17 protein-coding genes and 1 riboswitch are annotated in these 19,531 nt (G+C 74.7%); of the genes, 8 read left to right on the top strand and 9 right to left on the bottom strand.

Annotated elements, in window-relative coordinates; all coding sequences use genetic code 11:
* Positions 1 to 40 precede the first annotated feature (40 nt).
* Positions 41 to 790 carry an SIR2 family NAD-dependent protein deacylase gene (locus ACI789_RS19400; protein WP_457010997.1) on the bottom strand — a complete coding sequence of 250 codons (750 nt, stop codon included), beginning with the start codon at positions 788 to 790 and terminating at the stop codon, positions 41 to 43.
* 135 nt (positions 791 to 925) lie between these two features.
* Between ACI789_RS19400 and ACI789_RS19395 the strand changes: the two genes are divergently transcribed.
* The 6 genes from ACI789_RS19395 to ACI789_RS19370 all read left to right on the top strand — a co-directional run bounded on the left by ACI789_RS19395 (position 926) and on the right by ACI789_RS19370 (position 8,180).
* Complete coding sequence (locus tag ACI789_RS19395) at positions 926 to 3,760, top strand: aconitate hydratase (RefSeq protein WP_457010996.1); 2,835 nt, start codon at positions 926 to 928, stop codon at positions 3,758 to 3,760.
* A gap of 14 nt (positions 3,761 to 3,774) precedes the next feature.
* The gene (locus tag ACI789_RS19390; protein ID WP_457010995.1) at positions 3,775 to 4,536 is read left to right on the top strand and encodes an SDR family oxidoreductase; all 762 of its coding nucleotides are present in this window, start codon (positions 3,775 to 3,777) and stop codon (positions 4,534 to 4,536) included.
* An 11-nt stretch (positions 4,537 to 4,547) separates the two neighbouring features.
* Positions 4,548 to 5,264, top strand: a complete 717-nt coding sequence (locus ACI789_RS19385; RefSeq protein ID WP_457010994.1) for a sirohydrochlorin chelatase — start codon at positions 4,548 to 4,550, stop codon at positions 5,262 to 5,264.
* A 48-nt stretch (positions 5,265 to 5,312) separates the two neighbouring features.
* Positions 5,313 to 6,029 (top strand): hypothetical protein, encoded by a 717-nt coding sequence (locus ACI789_RS19380; protein ID WP_457010993.1) that lies wholly within the window; start codon positions 5,313 to 5,315, stop codon positions 6,027 to 6,029.
* A gap of 10 nt (positions 6,030 to 6,039) precedes the next feature.
* Positions 6,040 to 6,105, top strand: a riboswitch (guanidine-III (ykkC-III) riboswitch).
* 9 nt (positions 6,106 to 6,114) lie between these two features.
* A complete protein-coding gene (locus ACI789_RS19375; RefSeq protein WP_456917297.1) occupies positions 6,115 to 6,429 on the top strand; it encodes a DMT family transporter in 315 nt (104 codons plus the stop codon).
* Positions 6,430 to 6,557: 128 nt separating this feature from the next.
* A complete protein-coding gene (locus tag ACI789_RS19370) occupies positions 6,558 to 8,180 on the top strand; it encodes a multicopper oxidase family protein (RefSeq protein WP_457010992.1) in 1,623 nt (540 codons plus the stop codon).
* Between the two features lie 62 nt (positions 8,181 to 8,242).
* Here ACI789_RS19370 and ACI789_RS19365 read toward each other — a convergent pair whose 3' ends face one another.
* From ACI789_RS19365 to ACI789_RS19340, 6 genes are all read right to left on the bottom strand, one after another.
* On the bottom strand, positions 8,243 to 9,091 hold the full coding sequence (locus ACI789_RS19365; RefSeq protein WP_457010991.1) for a sulfurtransferase: 849 nt from the start codon (positions 9,089 to 9,091) through the stop codon (positions 8,243 to 8,245).
* A complete protein-coding gene (locus ACI789_RS19360) occupies positions 9,088 to 9,552 on the bottom strand; it encodes an SgcJ/EcaC family oxidoreductase (protein ID WP_456917294.1) in 465 nt (154 codons plus the stop codon). Before ACI789_RS19360 ends, ACI789_RS19365 begins: the two co-directional genes overlap by 4 nt.
* Positions 9,553 to 9,595: 43 nt before the next feature.
* Positions 9,596 to 11,488, bottom strand: coding sequence for an ABC transporter ATP-binding protein (locus tag ACI789_RS19355; protein WP_456917293.1), 1,893 nt, complete (start codon positions 11,486 to 11,488; stop codon positions 9,596 to 9,598).
* An 86-nt stretch (positions 11,489 to 11,574) separates the two neighbouring features.
* Positions 11,575 to 12,351, bottom strand: coding sequence for an enoyl-CoA hydratase/isomerase family protein (locus ACI789_RS19350; protein ID WP_457010990.1), 777 nt, complete (start codon positions 12,349 to 12,351; stop codon positions 11,575 to 11,577).
* Between the two features lie 73 nt (positions 12,352 to 12,424).
* Positions 12,425 to 12,652, bottom strand: coding sequence for a helix-turn-helix domain-containing protein (locus ACI789_RS19345; protein WP_456917291.1), 228 nt, complete (start codon positions 12,650 to 12,652; stop codon positions 12,425 to 12,427).
* A 139-nt stretch (positions 12,653 to 12,791) separates the two neighbouring features.
* Entirely contained in the window at positions 12,792 to 14,393 is a 1,602-nt protein-coding gene (locus ACI789_RS19340) for an ABC-F family ATP-binding cassette domain-containing protein (protein WP_457010989.1), read from the bottom strand.
* Positions 14,394 to 14,508: 115 nt separating this feature from the next.
* On the opposite strand from ACI789_RS19340, the gene ACI789_RS19335 reads away from it, so the two are divergent.
* Together ACI789_RS19335 and ACI789_RS19330 are read left to right on the top strand one after the other, a co-directional pair.
* On the top strand, positions 14,509 to 16,632 hold the full coding sequence (locus ACI789_RS19335) for a DUF2157 domain-containing protein (protein WP_457010988.1): 2,124 nt from the start codon (positions 14,509 to 14,511) through the stop codon (positions 16,630 to 16,632).
* A 72-nt stretch (positions 16,633 to 16,704) separates the two neighbouring features.
* Positions 16,705 to 18,504 (top strand): SCO7613 C-terminal domain-containing membrane protein, encoded by a 1,800-nt coding sequence (locus ACI789_RS19330; protein WP_457010987.1) that lies wholly within the window; start codon positions 16,705 to 16,707, stop codon positions 18,502 to 18,504.
* Positions 18,505 to 18,664: 160 nt separating this feature from the next.
* Here the strand turns inward: ACI789_RS19330 and ACI789_RS19325 are convergent, their stop codons facing one another.
* Both ACI789_RS19325 and sufU read right to left on the bottom strand, forming a co-directional pair.
* Positions 18,665 to 19,054 (bottom strand): metal-sulfur cluster assembly factor, encoded by a 390-nt coding sequence (locus tag ACI789_RS19325; protein WP_457010986.1) that lies wholly within the window; start codon positions 19,052 to 19,054, stop codon positions 18,665 to 18,667.
* Positions 19,051 to 19,530: a Fe-S cluster assembly sulfur transfer protein SufU gene (sufU, locus tag ACI789_RS19320; RefSeq protein ID WP_457010985.1), complete on the bottom strand. Its 480-nt coding sequence runs from the start codon at positions 19,528 to 19,530 to the stop codon at positions 19,051 to 19,053. The genes ACI789_RS19325 and sufU overlap by 4 nt, the downstream gene beginning before the upstream one ends.
* Position 19,531: the final 1 nt, after the last annotated feature.

The raw sequence follows: 19,531 nt of genomic DNA, 5'->3' as shown, positions 1-19,531 counted from the left end.
ACCGCCGCCCGGCCCCGGGGACACCGGGGCCGGGTGGCGCTCAGCGGGCGACCAGGCGCGGCAGCGAGGTGCCGATCGGCTCCCGGACGACGAGGTCGGCCAGCCCGTCGTACGGGGTGGGCTCGGCGTTGACGACGACGACCCGCGCCCCCGCCCCGGCCGCCAGGTCGGTGAGCCCCGCGGCCGGGTGCACGGTCAGCGAGGTGCCGACGGCGAGGAAGACGTCGCAGTCGGTCGCGGCCTCCGCGGCGGCCTCGACCACCGCGGCGTCGAGCGCCTGGCCGAAGCTGATCGTCGCGGACTTGAGGATGCCGCCGCAGCGCCGGCAGGCCGGATCGGGCTCACCCGCCGCGACGCGGGCCAGCGCCGCGGCCATCGTCGTCCGGTCCCGGCAGGCGAGGCATTCCACCTCGTGCACGGTGCCGTGCAGCTCCAGGACCAGCTCCGGCGAGGACCCGGCCGCCTGGTGCAGCCCGTCGATGTTCTGGGTGAGCAGCGCCCGCAGCCGGCCCTGCCGCTCGAGGTCGACCAGCGCCGCGTGGCCGGCGTTGGGCCGGACGTCGCGGGCCTGCAGGTCGCGGCGCATCAGCCAGGCCCGGCGCCGGATGTCGGGTTCGGCCACGTAGTACGACAGCGTCACGAGCTTCTCGGCGTCCGGGTCCTTCGTCCACACGCCGTTCGGGCCCCGGTAGTCGGGGATGCCGCTGTCGGTGGAGATGCCGGCGCCGGTCAGGACGGTCACCCGCCCGGCCTCGACGAGCCATGCGGGCAGCGGGTCGGGCACGGTCACGCTGCCACGGTAGGGCCCGTGCGGGACGTCACGACGTAGGCAAGGGTCGCCTCACCTGCGCGCCTGCGGACGGCGGCTGGGATGATCGGGGGTGGCAATCAGCGCGATCGACCAGCGAGGGGTAGGCGCAGAGCAGTGGCAGCCAGCAAGGACAGCTTCGGAGCACGGGCGACGCTGAGCGTCGACGGCACCGACTACGACATCTACCGGCTCGACGCCGTCGAGGGCTCCGAGAAGCTGCCCTTCAGCCTGAAGGTGCTGCTCGAGAACCTGCTGCGCACCGAGGACGGCGCCGACATCACCGCCGACCACATCCGGGCGCTGGCCGGCTGGGACCCCAACGCCCAGCCGGACCAGGAGATCCAGTTCACCCCGGCCCGCGTGGTCATGCAGGACTTCACCGGCGTCCCCTGCATCGTCGACCTGGCCACCATGCGCGAGGCCATGGCCGAGATCGGCGGCGACCCGCAGAAGATCAACCCGCTCGCCCCGGCCGAGCTCGTGATCGACCACTCCGTGATCGCCGACGTCTTCGGCACGCCGGAGTCCTTCGAGCGCAACGTCGAGATCGAGTACGAGCGCAACGGCGAGCGCTACCAGTTCCTCCGCTGGGGCCAGGGCGCGTTCAGCGACTTCAAGGTCGTGCCCCCGGGCACCGGCATCGTCCACCAGGTCAACATCGAGCACCTGGCCCGCGTCGTGTTCCCGCGCCAGGAGGGTGACCGCGTCGTCGCCTACCCCGACACCTGCGTGGGCACCGACTCGCACACCACGATGGTCAACGGCCTGGGCGTGCTGGGCTGGGGCGTCGGCGGCATCGAGGCCGAGGCCGCGATGCTCGGCCAGCCGGTGTCGATGCTCATCCCGCGGGTCGTCGGCTTCAAGCTGACCGGCCAGCTGCCCGAGGGCTCCACCGCGACCGACCTGGTCCTCACGATCACCGAGATGCTCCGCCAGCACGGGGTGGTCGGGAAGTTCGTCGAGTTCTACGGCGAGGGCGTCTCCGCCGTCCCGCTGGCCAACCGCGCCACGATCGGCAACATGAGCCCGGAGTTCGGCTCCACCGCGGCGATGTTCCCCATCGACGAGGAGACCATCTCCTACCTGCGGCTGACCGGGCGCTCCGCCGAGCAGGTCGCGCTGGTCGAGGCCTACGCCAAGGAGCAGGGCCTCTGGCACGACGCCTCCCGCGAGCCGTCCTTCTCCGAGTACCTGGAGCTTGACCTCTCCACCGTCGTCCCCTCCATCGCCGGCCCGAAGCGCCCGCAGGACCGGGTCGCGCTGTCGGACGCCAAGGCCTCCTTCCGGCAGGCGCTGCCCACCTACGCGCCGGTCGACGAGATGCAGAAGGACGACGACGACGCCCCGCGCGACACCGAGTCGGCCGTCGACGAGGCCTCGGAGGAGTCCTTCCCGGCCTCGGACCCGGTGAGCCCGTTCGCGCACGGCAACGGCGACGCCGGCAAGCCGCACCACGTCGTCCCCGACCGCGTCCCCGACCGTCCCTCGAAGCCCACCCGGGTGGTGCTCGAGGACGGCACGGAGACCTTCGTCGACCACGGTCACGTGGTGATCGCCGCGATCACCTCCTGCACCAACACCTCGAACCCGCAGGTCATGATCGGCGCAGCCCTGCTGGCCAAGAAGGCCGTCGAGCTGGGCCTGTCGAGCAAGCCCTGGGTGAAGACGACGCTCGCGCCGGGCTCGAAGGTCGTCACGGACTACTACGAGAAGGCCAACCTCACCCCGTACCTGGAGAAGCTCGGCTTCTTCCTGGTCGGCTACGGCTGCACGACCTGCATCGGCAACTCCGGCCCGCTGCCGGAGCCGGTGTCGGCGGCCGTGAACGAGGCCGACCTCGCCGTCGTCTCGGTGCTGTCGGGCAACCGCAACTTCGAGGGCCGGATCAACCCCGACGTCAAGATGAACTACCTGGCCAGTCCGCCGCTGGTCATCGCCTACGCGCTGGCCGGCTCGATGGACGTCGACATCACCACCGAGCCGCTGGGCAAGGGCAAGGACGGGCAGGACGTGTACCTGCGCGACATCTGGCCCTCGCCGGCCGAGGTCCAGCGGGTGATCGACGAGGCGATCTCGGCGGAGCAGTTCGGCCGCAGCTACGAGGACGTCTTCGCCGGCACCGAGCAGTGGCAGAACCTGCCCACGCCGACCGGTGACACCTTCGCCTGGGACGCGGAGAGCACCTACGTCCGCAAGCCCCCGTACTTCGAGGGCATGCCGGAGACCCCGGCCCCGGTGCAGGACATCACCGGCGCCCGCACGCTGGCGGTGCTCGGCGACTCGGTGACCACCGACCACATCTCCCCGGCCGGCTCGATCAAGGCCGACAGCCCCGCGGGCCGGTACCTGCAGGAGCACGGCGTCGAGCGCCGCGACTTCAACTCCTACGGCTCCCGGCGCGGGAACCACGAGGTGATGATCCGCGGCACGTTCGCCAACATCCGGCTGCGCAACCTGCTCGTGCCCGGCACCGAGGGTGGCGTCACCAAGAACCACCTCACCGGCGAGACGACGTCGATCTACGACGCGTCGGTCGCCTACCAGGAGCAGGGCATCCCGCTGGTCGTGCTGGCCGGCAAGGAGTACGGCTCCGGGTCGTCGCGCGACTGGGCGGCCAAGGGGACGGCGCTGCTCGGCGTCAAGGCGGTCATCGCCGAGAGCTACGAGCGGATCCACCGCTCCAACCTCATCGGCATGGGCGTGCTGCCGCTGCAGTTCCCCGAGGGCCAGAACCGCGAGTCGCTGGGCCTGACCGGCGACGAGGAGTTCACCATCACCGGGATCACCGCGCTCAACGACGGCGAGACCCCGCGCACGGTGAAGGTGAAGGCCGGTGACGTGGAGTTCGACGCCACCGTCCGGATCGACACCCCTGGTGAGGCGGCCTACTACCGCAACGGCGGGATCATGCAGTACGTGCTGCGCTCGCTGCGCGCCGCGTCGGCCTGATCCGGCCGGTCGACGTGGACCTGGGCCTGGGTGGCCGCCGCTACCTGCTGACCGGTGCGAGCCGCGGGCTGGGGCTCGCGGCCGCCCGGGCCCTGGTCGACGACGGGGCGCGGGTGCTGCTGAGCTCCCGCTCCCCCGACTCCGTGGACGCCGCCGTCGCCTCGCTGGGCGGGGCGCCGGCGGCGGCCGGGGTCGCGGCCGACCTGGCCGACCCCGGCGCCGCCGAGCGGCTGGTCGAGGCGGCGCTGACCGGGCTGGGCGGCGTCGACGGCGTCCTCGTCTCGGTCGGCGGACCGACGCCGGGGACGGTGCTGGAGTCCGCCGAGGAGAACTGGCGCGACGGCGTGGAGAGCGTGCTGCTCGGCCCGCTGCGGCTGGTCAAGGCGCTGGTGCCGCACCTGGACGCCGGTGCCGTGATCGCCTTCGTGCTCTCCACCTCGGTGCGCCAGCCGATCGGTCACCTGGCCATCTCCAACGGGCTGCGGCCGGGCCTGGCGATGACGGCCAAGGCGTTGGCCGACGAGCTGGGGCCCCGCGGCATCCGGGTGGTCGGGTTGATGCCGGGCACCATCGCCACCGACCGGATCACCGACATCGAGGAGGCCTCGGGCGACGCCGCCGCGATGCGGGCCCGCACCGAGGCCGGCATCCCGCTGCGGCGGGTCGGCAAGCCCGAGGAGTTCGGCCGGGTGGCGGCCTTCCTCCTCTCCCCCGCCGCCTCCTTCGTGACCGGCGCGATGATCCCGGTGGACGGCGGCGTCCTTCGGGCGCTCTAGCGGGCCGACGCGTGCCCTCCCCCGGAGACCCCGCCGCGGCGCCGGTCCTGGTCGCCTGCGCGCACGGGACGCGCAACCCGACCGGCCGCCGGCTGGTCGCCGAGCTCGCCCTCGCCGCCCGCCGGCTGCGGCCCGGCCTGGAGACCACGGCGGCCTTCGTCGACGTCCAGCCCCCCACCGTGGCCGACGTGGTCAGCGGCCTCTCCGGGCAGGGCCGCGCGGCGGTCGTCGTCCCCCTGCTGCTGTCGGGCGGCTACCACGTGCACGTCGACATCGCCCGCGCCGTGCAGGCGCACGACTCCGCCCGCGCCGCCCGGCCGCTGGGGCCCGACCCGCGCCTGGTCGCGGTGCTGGCCGACCGGCTGGCGGCCGCCGGCGCCCACCCGCAGGACCCCCGCACCGCCGTCGTCCTCGCCGCCGCCGGGTCCAGCGACCCCCGGTCGCGGGCCGACGTCGAGCACACCGCCGGCCTGCTCCAGCAGCGGTGGGGCGGGCCAGTGACCACCGGCTACGGGTCTGCAGCGACACCGCCGGTACCCGAGGCGGTCGCCGCGGCACGGGCCGCCGGCGCCGTCCGGGTGGTGCTCGCCGCCTACCTGCTCGCCCCCGGGCACTTCCACGACAAGCTGACCGCGGCCGGCGCGGACGCCGTCACCGCTCCGCTGCTGCCCGACGAGCGGATCGCCGCCGTTCTGCTCGACCGCTACGACGCGGCCCTGCCGGCCTGAGGAGGGCGTTCGGTTGTCCGCCGGCCCGCGGCGGGCGAGGCTGCCGTCATGGGCTCCGACGTCGTCTTCTACGCCCGGCCGGACGGGGAACCCCGCCGGCTGGGCATCGCCCCCCGCCTGGCCGGCTGGATGGCGACCGGCCACCCCGACCAGGTGCACGTGCGCGCCTTCGTCACCCACGCCCAGTCGGTCCTCGGAGCGCCGCCGTCCGGGCCCACGGGGCTGCGGCTCGACGTCGGGCTGCCCGAGGACGTCCGGCTGCTCGACCAGTACGGCCTGGGGCACTACGTCTGCCCGCTGGCCGAGTGGCTGGAGTCCCAGGGCGGATGGGAGCTGGCCAGCGTCTGGGCGGCCAAGGCGCCCGGCGAGGACACCGTGCTGCGCGTGGCCGAGGCCCGGCCGGTGCCCGAGCCCGAGGGCGACCGCCGGTTCACCGTCCGGACCACCACGTCGGTGGGGTCGCCGCAGTTCACCGAGCAGGTGCGTGAGCAGCTCGCCGGGGAGCCGGCGCTGCCGGTCGGTCCGATCGCGCTGCAGCTGGCCTTCGCGGTGCCGCCCGGCTGCAACTGGCCGGGCCTGTGGCAACCCACGCTCGACGGGCTGGCGCAGTTGCTCGGCGCGGCCGCTGACGACAGCCCCGAGGAGCCGTGCGACGGCCGGGTCGTCGAACTCGGCCTGCACCGGCGGGAGGACGCCGCGCTCGACCACGACGTCGTGGTGACCGGGATCGCCCGCGCTCTGGGAGACGACGCCGGCCCGGTGTGAGAGCCTGGGGTCCGGGCCTCCTCCCGAGCCCCCGGACGAGCGGTGCCGTACCCGGACAGCGACAAGACGGCGCCCGGGAGGCATCGTGTCCTGGCTCGTGCTCGTCCTGTCCGGCGTGTTGGAGGCCGTCTGGGCCACCGCGCTCGGCCGCTCCGAGGGCTTCACCCGGCTGGTCCCCTCGATCGTCTTCGCCGTGAGCCTGCTGCTCAGCATGGGCGGACTCGCCTTCGCCATGCGGGAGCTCCCGGTCGGCACCGCCTACGCCGTCTGGGTGGGCATCGGTGCCGCCCTCACCGTCGGGATCGCGATGGTCACCGGCCAGGAGCCGGCGTCGGCGGTACGGCTGCTCCTGGTGGCCGGGATCGTCGGCTGCGTGATCGGGCTCAAGGTCCTGCACTGAGTCCGGTCCCCCAAGGGCGGGGGTCCTAGTACCCCCCAGCGGCGGCTCGGGACCGTTCCGGAACCGGGCGAGGGTGGCGGTCACGGGGACCGATGCCGCACGGGGGCACCGATACCAGGAGCACCGCCATGGACCAGCCCACCCTCACCCGCCGCGACGCCCTGAAGGTCGGCGTGCTGGGCACCGCAGCCGTGACCTTCCCGTTCCTGCCCGGTCCGCTCAGAGCCAAGCGCGCCTCGGAGTTCAAGAACCTGCCCCGGCCCTACACCCTCCCGTTCCGGCAGCCGGAGGACCTGCTGCCGACGGGGACGATCACGGTCGCGGGGGCGCAACGCCCGCTCTACGAGATCACGCAGCGCCCCTTCCAGGCACGGATCCTGCCCGGCGTCACGACCACGATGTGGGGCTACAACGGCCAGTTCCCCGGGCCGACCATCCGCGCGACCCGCGGCGTGCCGATCGCCGTCCGCCAGGCCAACCGGCTCCCGGAGAAGCACCCCACCCTGGGCTACGTGCCGGCGACCTCGACGCACCTGCACGGGGCGCCGTCGCGGCCGCAGTACGACGGCTACGCCAACGACCTCACCATGCCGGGCCAGTTCAAGGACTACCTTTACGACAACATCGAGGAGGAGCGCACGATCTGGTACCACGACCACGCGGTCATGCGGACGACGGAGAACGTCTACATGGGCCTGGCCGGCATGTACGTCGTCCGCAACCCGGTCGACGGACAGCTCCCGAGCGGCCCGTACGACGTCCCGCTGGTCATCAACGACGCGGCCTTCACCGAGAAGGGCCAGCTGCTCTTCGACGACAACAGCCAGTCCGGGATCAACGGCGACGTCATCCTGGTCAACGGCGTCCCGTGGCCGGTCATGCCGGTGGAGCGGCGCCGCTACCGGTTCCGCATCCTGGTCGCCTCACTCGGTCGCGGCTACCGGCTGAGACTGTCCCCCGAGGCGCCGATCACGGTGGTGGCCACCGACGGGGGTCTGATGCCGGCTCCCGTCACCGTGACCACGCTGACGGCCGCCATGGCGGAGCGGTACGAGGTGGTCATCGACTTCAGCGCCTTCCGCGCGGGTCAGCGGGTGGAGCTGCGCAACCTCGGGATCGACAACGCCATCGACTACGACAACACCGACAAGGTGATGGCCTTCCAGGTGACCGACCGGGTCACCGTGCCGGACACCGCGCTGACCATGCCACCGGTCCCCCCGGCCGCCCCCGGCGAGAAGCCGCTGATGGAGCTGACCGAGGCGGATGCGGTCCGCAAGCGCGCACTCCGGTTCCGGCGGCACAACAGCAACTGGACGATCGACCAGAAGACCTGGGCCGACGTCGAGGCCTCCGAGTTCCAGGACGTCCTCGCCAATCCGCAACCAGGCGACGTCGAGGTCTGGGAGCTGCAGAACAACGCCGGGGGCTGGTTCCACCCGATCCACGTGCACCTGGTCGACTTCAAGATCCTCAGCCGCAACGGCAAGCCGCCCCAGCCCTACGAGCGCGGACCGAAGGACGTCGTCTACCAGGGCGAGAACGACGTCATCCGGATCATCGCCCGCTTCGGCGGGGTCCTCGGCACCGATCCGGCCGGTCAGCCCATCCGCCGCACCGGCCGGTACATGCTCCACTGCCACAACACCAGCCACGAGGACCACGACATGATGCACCAGTTCCGGGTGGGGCAGGACACCCCCGAGAACAACCCCTTCTCCGCCCCGGCGCAGGACCTGCCGGCGTCGTGACGGCCGGGGTTCTGCCGGCGTCGTGACGGCCGGGGCTCAGCCGGCGTCGTGACGGCCGGGGCTCAGCCGGCGTCGGAGCCGGTGGCCGCGGGGCGGTCCGGGTCGGCCGACCACTGGGACCACGACCCGGGCCACAGTGCCGCGTCGAGGCCGGCCACCGCCAGGGCGGCGACCTCGTGCGCGGCGGTGACCCCGGATCCGCAGTAGGCGCCCACCGCGCGCCCGGGGACGGCGCCCAGGCCGGCGAACCGCTCGCCCAGTACAGCGGCTGGAAGGAACGTGCCGTCGTCGGCGAGGTTGCCGCTGGTGGGGGCGCTCACCGCTCCGGGCACGTGGCCGGCGCGGGGGTCGACCGGCTCGGTCTCGCCGCGGTAGCGCTCGCCGGCGCGGGCGTCGAGGAGCACACCGCCCGCGCCGGGCAGGGCCGCCGCCTCGTCGATGGTCAGCACCGGCATCCCGCCGGGGGTGAGGGTCACGTCGCCGGGCGCGGGGACGACCTCGCCGGTCTCCAGCGGGCCGCCGGCGCGCCGCCACGCCGCCAGGCCGCCGTCGAGCAGCCGGACGTCGGCCAGCCCGCCCCAGCGCAGCAGCCACCAGGCCCGCGCCGCGGCGAGGCCGCCGCTGTCGTCGTAGGCCACGACCGGGTCGCCGTCCCGGATCCCCCACCGGCGGGCCGCGGACTGCAGTCGCTGTACCGACGGCAGCGGGTGGCGGCCGGCCGCGGCCGACGGCGGGCCGGCCAGCTCGGCGTCGAGGTCGACCAGCACCGCCCCGGGGAGGTGGCCGGTCAGGTACTCCGCCCGGGACCGCGCGGCGTCGTACCCGAGCGCCCAGCGGACGTCGAGCAGGATGACCCTCCCCTGCCGGCGCAGCAGCTCCTCGGCCGCGACCAGCACCGGCGTCCGGGTCACTGCGGGGCCAGCAGCCCGCGCAGCTCCTGGGTCAGCGCCTCGCGGGCCTCGGGGTGCTGCTGCCACGCGGCGGGCGTCGCCTGCAGCAGGGAGATCCGCCAGCGGCCGCTGCCCTCGTCGACCGCGACCAGCGTGTGGATGGTGTGGAAGCGCGGATCGACGTCGTTGTGCCCGGGCGGGATCATCCCGGCGTGGGCCAGGAGCACCGCGACGCCCGCCGCCACGGGCCGCACGGTGCGGATCACCGCGACGTAGGTGGCCGTCTGGTGGCTGCCGAAGATCTGCCGGAAGTCGGCGGCGATGGCCAGCCGCCCGTGGTGGTGCGTGCCGTCGTACCCGATGATGTCGCCGTCGTCGGCGAAGGCGGCCGCGACCGCGGCGCCGCTGCGCCGGTTCCAGCCGTCGAGGAACTGGGCGTAGAGCGCACGGATCTGGGCGTCGTTCGGGTGCGCGGACGTCACGCTGGCTCCTCCTGCGTTGCTGGGACAGGAGGAACGGTAGTGGTCACGCCGCGCCCACCGTCCGCCCCTCGCCGACCGCGAACTGGGTGCGGTAGAGGTCGGCGTACCGGCCGCCGAGCGCCAGCAACTCCGCGTGCGTGCCCGACTCCACGATGCGACCGTCGTCGATGACGAGGATCTGGTCGGCGCTGCGGATGGTCGACAGCCGGTGGGCGATCACCAGCGACGTGCGGCCGGTCAGCGCGGTGTCGAGCGCGTGCTGCACCGCCACCTCCGACTCGCTGTCCAGGTGCGCGGTCGCCTCGTCGAGGATCACGATGCCGGGCGCCTTGAGCAGCACCCGAGCGATTGCCAGCCGCTGCTTCTCCCCGCCGGAGAGCCGGTAGCCGCGGTCGCCGACGACGGTGTCGAGCCCGTCGGGCAGCGAGCGGACCAGCCCGGCGATCCGCGCCCCGGCGAGCGCCGCCTCCAGCTCCTCCTCGGTGGCCTCGGGCCGGGCGTAGAGCAGGTTGGCCCGGATCGTGTCGTGGAACAGGTGCGCGTCCTGGCTGACCACCCCGATCGCGTCGCGCAGCGAGGCCAGCGTCACCGAGCGGACGTCGACGCCGCCGACCCGGACGGTCCCGCCGGTCGCGTCGTACAGCCGCGGCACCAGGTTGGCGATCGTCGACTTCCCCGCGCCGGAGTGGCCGACCAGGGCCACCAGCTGCCCCGGCTCCACGCGGAAGCTGACGTCGTGCAGGACGGCGGTCGGCCCGCCGTGCTCGGGAAGGGACACGTCCTCCAGTGACGGCAGCGAGACCTCCGCCGCCGACGGGTAGCTGAACGACACGTGGTCGAACTCGATCGACCGGTCCCCCGCGGGCACCGGGACGGCGTCGGGCTCCTCGCGGATCATCGGCTGCAGGTCGAGCACCTCGAAGACCCGGTCGAAGCTGACCATCGCGCTCATCACGTCGACGCGGACGTTGGACAGCGCGGTCAGCGGCCCGTAGAGCCGGGACAGCAGCAGGGCGAGGGCGACGACGTCGCCCGGGCTCAGCGACCCGGTGAACGCCAGCCAGCCGCCGAGGCCGTAGACCAGCGCGGTCGCCAGGGCCGCGACGAGGGTCAGCGCGGTGAAGAAGGTGCGCCCGTACATGGCCGACAGGACGCCGATGTCGCGGACCCGCGCCGCGCGGCCGCGGAACCCCTCGGCCTCGGCGCCGGGCCGGCCGAAGAGCTTGACCAGCAGTGCGCCCGCCACGTTGAACCGCTCGGTCATGATCGCGTTCATCGACGCGTTGAGGCCGTAGGACTCCCGGGTGATCTCCTGCAGCCGGCGCCCGATCCGGCGGGCGGGCAGGACGAACACCGGGACCAGCGCGAGCGACAGCGCGGTGATCTGCCAGGAGAGGCTGAACATCACGCCCGCGGTGAGCACCAGGCCGATGGCGTTGGACAGCACCCCCGACAGGGTCGAGGTGAACGCCTGCTGCGCGCCGATGACGTCGTTGTTGAGCCGGCTGACCAGCGCGCCGGTCTGCGTCCGGGTGAAGAAGGCGACCGGCATCCGCTGCACGTGCTCGAAGACCCGGCTGCGCAGGTCGTAGATGACGCCCTCGCCGATGCGGGCGGAGTACCAGCGGGTGGCCAGCGAGATGCCGGCGTCGAGGACCGCCAGGGCGGCGATGAGCAGCGCGATGCGGACGATGTCGGCCGCCGTGCCCTCCAGGCCCGCGATCCGGTTGATGATCCGCCCGGCCAGCAGCGGGGTGAGCACCCCGATCACCGACGAGCCGATCACCAGCAGCACGAAGAACGTCAGGTCCCGCCGGTACGGCCGGGCCACGCCGAGGATGCGGCGCACGGTGCCCTTCGGCAGCTCGCGCGCGGTGACCGACGGGTCGCGGCGGAACGAGCGCATCGCCGCCATCGAGGTCATGGGACCGCTCACGTCCACGCCACCCCCCTTCTCGACCGGCCAACACCCCCGTCGGACGGCCTGTTCCAGGGAGGAGTCTCCCAGCACCCTGCGACGGTTCAGCCGCCCGCGGCCAGCTCCCGCAGCCGTCGGGTCTGCGCCGCCCGCTCCGCGGCGTCCTGGGCGGCGGGGTCGCTGCGGACGGCGGACCGGACCAGGGCCGCGGTCTCCCGGGCGGCCCCCACCGGCGTCGCGGTGAGGGCGGCGACCAGCGCCGCCACCGCGGTGTCCAGGTCGGCCGCCGGCACGACGGCGTTGGCCAGCCCGACGGCCCGCGCCTCCTCGGCCCCCACGGCGCGGCCGGTCAGGCAGATCTCCAGCGCCCGCGAGTAGCCGACCAGCTCCACCAGCGTGCTGGTGCCGGTGAGGTCGGGGACCAGCCCCAGCGTCGCCTCGGGCAGCCGCAGCAGGGCGTCCTCGGTGAGCACCCGCAGGTCACAGGCGAGGGCCAGCTGGGCGCCAGCGCCGATGGCGTGCCCCTGCACCGCGGCCACCGAGACGATCCCGGGTGACCGCAGCCAGCGGAAGCCGGCCTGGTAGCGGCGGATCCGCTCCTGGGTCTCCTCGGCCGGCAGCCGCCCCAGCTCGGCCAGGCCGCCCGCGGTCCCCGGGTCGGTGCTGAACAGGCTGCGGTCCAGGCCCGCCGAGAACGACCGGCCGGCTCCGCGCACGACGACGACGCGGACGTCGTCGTCCAGCGACTCCCCCACGGCGGCCAGGGCGGCCCAGGTGGCGGGGGTCTGCGCGTTCAGCTGGTCGGGGCGGTCCAGCGTGACGGTGAGGACGGCGCCGGTGCGCGCCGTCCTCACCCAGCCGCCGGAGTCCCCGTCGATCACGCGCTCGCCTCGTTGGTGCTCGTCGAGCGCGTGCCCGGAGATGCTGCGTCGTTGGCCGAGCTCGCGAGCTCGCTCAACTCTTCTTGCTGTTCCGATTGGCCCCACCGCGACTGCGCAGGGTGGCCCCGGACTCCGAGAGCAGGCGGTGGACGAAGCCGTACGAGCGGTTGGTGGACGTCGCCAGGGAGCGGATGCTCTCGCCGCCGTCGTACCGCTTGCGGAGGTCGTCGGCGAGCGACGACCGGTCGTCACCGGTGATCCGCTTGCCCTTGCCGAGGTCTGCAGTGTTCGAGTCGGCCATGACTCCCCTCCGTCAGCAGCCGGCCGGCGGACCCGCACGGCCCACCGGGCTGCTCGTCCCCTTGGCGCCGGGGTCCCCATGACCGCGGCGTCCCGCGACCCATGATCACCCAGCACTCCCCGGCGCGCGACGCGAGAGGTCAGGCCAGCTCGACGAGATCGACGAGGTCCTCGCTCCAGGCGTCCTCGGTGCCGTCGGGCAGGAGGATCACCTTGTCCGGGTCCAGCGCCCGCACCGCGCCCTCGTCGTGGGTGACCAGCACGATCGCGCCGGTGTACGTGCGCAGCGCGTCCAGCACCTGCTCCCGGCTCGCCGGGTCGAGGTTGTTCGTCGGCTCGTCGAGCAGCAGCACGTTGGCGCCGGACACGACCAGCGTGGCCATCGCCAGCCGGGTCTTCTCGCCACCGGAGAGCGTCCCAGCCCGCTGGTCGACGGTGTCGCCCGAGAACAGGAACGCGCCCAGGATCCGCCGCAGCTCGGTGTCGGTGGTCTCGGGAGCCGCCGCCCGCATGTTCTCCAGCAGCGAGCGGTCGTGGTCGAGGGTCTCGTGCTCCTGGGCGTAGTAGCCGATCCGCAGGCCGTGCCCGGGGCGCACCGCGCCGGTGTCGGGCACCTCCGTGCCGGCCAGCATCCGCAGCAGCGTCGTCTTCCCGGCCCCGTTGAGGCCGAGGACGACGACCCGCGTGCCCCGGTCGACGGCGAGGTCCACGTCGGTGAAGACCTCCAGCGAGCCGTAGCTCTTCGACAGGCCCTCCGCGGTCAGCGGCGTCTTGCCGCAGGCCGCCGGCGTCGGGAAGCGCAGCTTGGCCACCCGGTCGGAGACCCGCACGGCCTCCAGGCCTGCGGCCAGCCGCTGGGCGCGCTTGTCCATGCTCTGCGCGGCCTTGGCCTTGGTGGCCTTGGCGCGCATCTTGTCGGCCTGTGCGGTCAGCGCGTCGATCTTGCGCTCGGTGTTCGCCCGCTCCTGCTTGCGGCGGCGCTCGTCGGTCTCCCGCTGCGCCAGGTAGGGCTTCCAGCCCAGGTTGTAGACGTCGACGGTCGCCCGGTTGGCGTCGAGGTGCCACACCTTGTTGACGACGGCGTCGAGCAGTTCCACGTCGTGGCTGATGACGATCAGCCCGCCCTTGTGCGCGGACAGGAAGCCCTTGAGCCAGGTGATCGAGTCGGCGTCGAGGTGGTTGGTGGGCTCGTCGAGCAGCAGCGTCTCGGCGTCGGAGAACAGGATGCGGGCCAGCTCGACGCGGCGGCGCTGCCCACCGGAGAGGGTGCGCAGCGGCTGTCCCAGCACCCGGTCGGGCAGGCCGAGGGCGGTGCAGATGCGGGCCGCCTCGCTCTCGGCGGCGTACCCGCCGAGCGCGGCGAACTGGTCCTCGAGGCGGCCGTACCGGCGCACCGCCCGGTCGCGCTCGGCGTCGTCGGCGGGCTCGGCCATCGCGATCTGCGCCTTGGTCATCTGCGCGCGGAGGACGTCGAGCCCGCGGCCGGAGAGGACGCGGTCACTGGCGGTGGTGTCGAGGTCGCCGCTGCGCGGGTCCTGCGGCAGGTAGCCGATCGCGCCGCTCACCTCCACCTTGCCGGCGTGCGGCAGCCGCTCACCGGCGAGGGTGGTCAGGGTGGTGGTCTTGCCGGCGCCGTTGCGGCCGACGAGGCCGATGCGGTCGCCGGGCTGCACGCGGAGGGTGGCCTCGCTGATGAGGATGCGGGCGCCGGCGCGCAGCTCGAGACCGGTCGTCGTGATCACTGATCCCAGGGTAGGCGCTCACGCGCCCGCTTCCGACCGCATTGCGGGTGACGTCCGTCCACAGGCGGGCCGGCGAGGGACCCACGCCGGCCCCGGAGAGGCCACCATCCCCGGCATGAGCTCGACGTACGGCCCGTTCACGGGGCCGCCGTGCCCGGTGTGCGGCCTGCCCAGTGCCGGCCCGGGCCCGGCGCCCTGCCCGTCCTGCGGCCTCCCGGCCGTCGGCGAGGCGGCCCGCGTGGTCGCCCGCATCGGCGCGACGATCGACGAGCTGGCCCGCGACCGGGAGCGGCTGCTGGCCACGCTGCGGGCCGCCACCGCCCCGGCGACACTCCCGGCTGCCTCCCTCGTCCAGCCGCCGCCATGGCCGGTCGCACCCGCGCCGCCGTGGCCGGTCGCACCCGCGCCGCCGGAGGTCGCCGAGCGGGTCCCCCCGGTCCCAGCGCGCACCCCGGCCCGCCGGGTCAGCCCGCAGCAGGTGCTGCTCGGCCTCGGTGCGCTGCTGGTCGTCGCCGCCGCGATCGCCTTCGTCGCCGTGGCCTGGACCCGCCTCGGCCTGGTCTTCCAGGCGGCGGTGATGGGCACCGTCACGGCGACCGCCTGCGGCGTCTCGGCGTGGACGGCGCGGCGCGGGCTGCGGGCCACCGAGGAGACGCTGGCCGCGGCGGCGGCCGCGCTGCTGGCCGTCGACCTGGGCGCGGCGCACGCCCTCGGGCTGTGGGGCCTCGACGACGTCCCGCTGCGGCTGTGGACGGCGATCTCGTGCGGCACCGTCGTCGCCGTCGCGCTCCTCCTGGGCCGGCTGACCAGCAGCACCGCGACGTGGCCGCTGGTCGCCCTGCTCGCCGCCCAGCCGGTGCCGGCGCTGCTCGTCCCCGAGGGCGCCACCGCGGCGACGCCGGCCGCTCTGCTCGGCACCGCGCTGCTCGACGTGGGGGTGCTCCTGCGGCTCCGGCCGGCGCTGGCGCCGGTCGCGCAGGTGCTGGCGGCGCTGGCCACGGTCGCCGCGGGGCTCGTCGGCACGGCCGTCGCCTGGACGGGGTCCGCGCTCGACGGGTGGCTCGCGACCGCGCTGCTGGCCGGGGCCGGGCCGGTCGGCCTGCAGCTGAGGCAGGACCCGCGGCTGGCGGCACGTCTGCCGCGCGCCGTGCTCGTGGCGGGGGCCGGGGCGGGGGTGACCGCGGTGGCGCTGGCCGGGTCGCTCGCGCGCAACGGCGTCCCCGGGGCGGTCGCCGCCGCAGGGCTCGGCGTCGCGCTGCTCACCGCCTCCGTGCCCGCGGCGCGGCGACCGGTGCCCCTGGCCGCGCTGCTCGCGGGCGGCGGGGTCCTCGCCGTCCTCGGGAGCGCGCTGCTCGCGCTCGACGGCCGACTCGGTTTGCTCGGCCTCGTGGTGGCCGCGGCTGCCCTGCCGGCGGCGCTCGCCGCGGTGCGGGTGCCCGAGGTGCGCCGGGCCGCCCTGGTCACCGCGCTGCTGTGCCCGGTGGGAGGAGTCCTGCTCGCGCGCGAGGACGGCTGGCTGACCCCGGCCGTGGCCGGGCTGCTGGCCGTGGTGGTGGCCGTCGCCGGGTTCGCCGTCGCGACCACCCGGGCGGGCACCGCGGAGGAGCCGGCGGCCGCGGGGACGGCGGCCCTGGTCGCGCTGGTCGCCGCGCTGTCGACGGCCGAGGTGGGCGCGTGGGGGCAGACCGCCCTGCACCTGGGTCTCGGCGGCGCCGCGGGCGGCGTCTACGCCCTCGTCAGCCGCCGGCGGGACGTGGCGGTGCTCGCGGTCGCCGACCTGGTCGTCGCCGGCTGGGTCGCCGCGGCCGGGGCCCGGGTCGAGACCCCGGAGGCCTACACGCTGCCCGCGGCGCTCGGGCTGCTGGTGGTCGCCCTGCCGCAGCTGCGGGCCCGGGGTCGGTCGTGGGCGGTGGAGGGGCCGGCGCTCGCGACCGCGCTGGTGCCCTCGGCGCTCGTCGCGGTCGCCGAGCCGTCGGTGGTGCGGCTGCTGCTCGTCGTGGTAGCCGCGGCGGCACTGACCGTGCTGGGCACGCTCGCCCACCGCCAGGCGCCGTTCGTCCTGGGCGCGGCGTCCCTGGGCTTCGTCGTGCTGGGCCGGCTGGCGCCCTACGCCCCGCTCGCGCCGCGCTGGCTGACGCTGGCCACCGTGGGGCTGGTCCTGCTGGTGGTCGGCGCGACCTACGAACGGCGCCGGCAGCAGGCCCGCGAGGCGGTGGCCTGGGTGGCGCAGATGCGCTGACCGCCGGCGGGTGGGACCGCGCTCCCGGCCCTAGCGTGGACCCCGCCGCAGGTGCACGGGAGGGGGACGGCCATGGGCTCCGCGCCGGTGCCACCGCTCCCCTACCGCGCACGACCGCCGTTGGTCTTCCTCGTGGTCGGAGCGGCCCTGCTGGTCAGCGGCGGGGGCACGGCGGCCGCGGTGTTCGGTCCCGGGCCGGCTCGCGTGCTGCTGCTCGGGTTGGCCGGGGCGGCGGCCGCCGCGTCGGCCTGGGGCTCGGTCCACCTGCTGCGCAGCACCGAGGAGGTGCTCGCCGTCGCCGCCGTCGTGCTGGCGGTCCTGGGGGCGAGTGCCGCGGGCGCTCCGGTGTTCAGCGGCTCCGTCGTCCCGCTCCTGGTGCTGGCCGGGGTCTTCCTCGCGCTCACCTGGCTGCTGCGACGTCCGGCGACCTGGCCCCTGGCCTCCTGGGCGGCCGTCCAGCTCGCCGTGCTGCGGGCGCTGCAGGACACGGAGTCGGAGTGGGCCCGCACCGCCGCGGCGCTGGGAGTGGCCCTGGGAGGCCTCCTCGTCGTCCTCGGCGGACGGCGGCTGGTGGCCAGGATCGCGCTGGTCACCACGGCGCCGTGGTGGGTCGCCGGCGTCTTCGGCGGGATCGTGACCGCCTGGAGCGGGTCGGCGGCGGAACGCTGGGGCGCCGCCGGGCTGACGGCGGCCGCCGCGGCGGCGCTGCTGGTCGCCCGTCTGGAACGGGACCTCGAACCCCTCCTTCGCCGGCCGGTCACCGTCCCGGTGCTGTCCGGGGTGGTGGTGGGCGCCGCGGTCGGCGGCCCGCTGGCCTTCCCCGGTCCCGCCGGGGTGATGCTGGCCGGCTACACCGGTGTGCTGGTGGCCTCGGTGGCCGCGGCGCTCCTGACCGGCTGGCCGCGGGGCGTGCTGTTGCCGCTGGCGGTCGCGACCGGCGGCACCCTGGTGCTGTTCAGCGTGGTGCAACTAGTCGCCGGAGCCCGGTGGACGGAGCTGTCCCTGCTGCTCCTGCTCACCGCGGTGCCCAGCGCCCTGGTCGCGGTGCGGCGGCGGGACGAGCGGGCTGCCGCGGCCCCGACGACGGTCGGCTGCCTGGCCGGCGCCGCGGTCTTCGCGATCGCCGCCGGAGCGCTGAGCCCGGTGGCCGCGGCGGTGCTGCTGAGCGGGCTCTACGCCATCTCCCTCGTGGCCGGGTACTTCCTGGACACGGACTCCCGACAGGCGACCCTCGTCGCCGGCGCGGTCTGCGCGGCGGGTGCGGTCGTGCTGCTCGTCGGATCGCGCGACCGGGTCGTGCTCGCCGTGCTGCTGGCCGTGCAGGGCGTGCTCACCTGCGCCTGGGCCTGGCACGCGTGGCGGACGGCGGTGCCCCGCGTCGACCCGCCCGAGTCCTCGCGCGCCTGGCGGGCCGGAGCCGCGCAACTGGTGGTCGCGGCGTGGACGGCGGTGTCGCTGGCGGACGTGTCGGTGGTCGAGGCCTACACCCTGCCCCTGGCCGCGGGTCTGCTGCTCGCCGCCGGGCCGCGGCTGGCCTCCGGACCCTCCTGGCCGGTGTGGGGCCCGGCGCTGCTGACGGCCGCCGTCCCGTCGGTGGTGTGGTCGGCGGTCGTCCCGAACAGCCCGCGGCCGGTGGCCGTGATCGTCGTCGCTGCCCTGGTCATGGTCGGGGGTGTGCACCTCGGGGCACGGGCACCGCTCGTGGCCGGAGCCACCACCGAGCTGGCGATGGCCGGACTGCTGGGGCTCATCGCCCTGCCGTGGCCGGTGAGCACCGCCCTCGTGGTGGGTGCGGCACTCGCCGCGCTCGGCGCCTGGCGCGAGTGGCTGCCGGTGGACGGGTGGACCCGCCGACTGGCCGAGATGCGCTGAGCCGGAGACGACGACGGCCCGCGTCCCGGACAGGGACGCGGGCCGAGGCGACGTGCTGGAACGGCCCCCTTCCAGGGCCCGCCCCCTGCAGGGTCCCGTCGGGAACTCGCGAGCGGCGGGGAGCAGGGGGTGTTCTTCGAAGGGCAGCGAGGAAGGGGCCTTACACCCGGAAGCCGAGGGCGCGCAGCTGCTCGCGGCCGTCGTCGGTGATCTTGTCGGGGCCCCACGGCGGCATCCAGACCCAGTTGATCCGGACGTCGTCCACCAGGCCGGGACCGGGCCCGCCGGTGAGCGCCGAGCGCGCCTGGTCCTCGATGACGTCGGTCAGCGGACAGGCCGCCGAGGTCAGCGTCATGTCGATGACGGCGACGTCGTCCACCACGTCGATGCCGTAGACCAGGCCGAGGTCGACGACGTTGACGCCGAGCTCGGGGTCGACGACGTCGCGCATGGCCTCCTCGACGTCCTCGAGCAGCGCCGACTTGTACGGCGGCAGGTCGGCCGGCGTCTCGGCGGTCGCGGGCGTCGGGTTCTCGGTCGTCTCGCTCACGATTGACCTCCAGTCGGGGCGGCGGGCTGGGCGACGGACAGCGCCCGTGCGGATGCGTCCTTGAGGGCCATCCAGCTCATCAGCGCGCACTTGATGCGCGCCGGGTACTTGGACACCCCGGCGAACGCGACGGCGTCCTCGAGCTCGTCCTCGAGCTTCTCGGCGACCGCCGTGTCGCCCTTGCTCTGCATCAGCGTCATGAAGTGCTCGCCGGTCTCCAGCGCCTCGGGCACCGTCTTGCCGATGACCAGGTCGTACATGGCCGACACCGACGCCTGGCTGATCGAGCACCCCATCCCCTCGTAGGAGACGTCGGCGAGCCGGTCGCCGTCCAGGTGCACCCGCAGGGTCACCTCGTCCCCGCAGGTCGGGTTGACGTGGTGCACCTCGGCCTCGAACGGCTCGCGCAGTCCGCGGCCGTGCGGGTTCCGGTAGTGGTCCAGGATGATCTCCTGGTACATCGACTGGAGCTGCATG

Source organism: Geodermatophilus sp. SYSU D00965, from assembly GCF_054050075.1.
The sequence above is the reverse complement of the archived record's forward strand: the minus strand, read 5'-3'. Positions and strand labels throughout refer to the sequence as shown.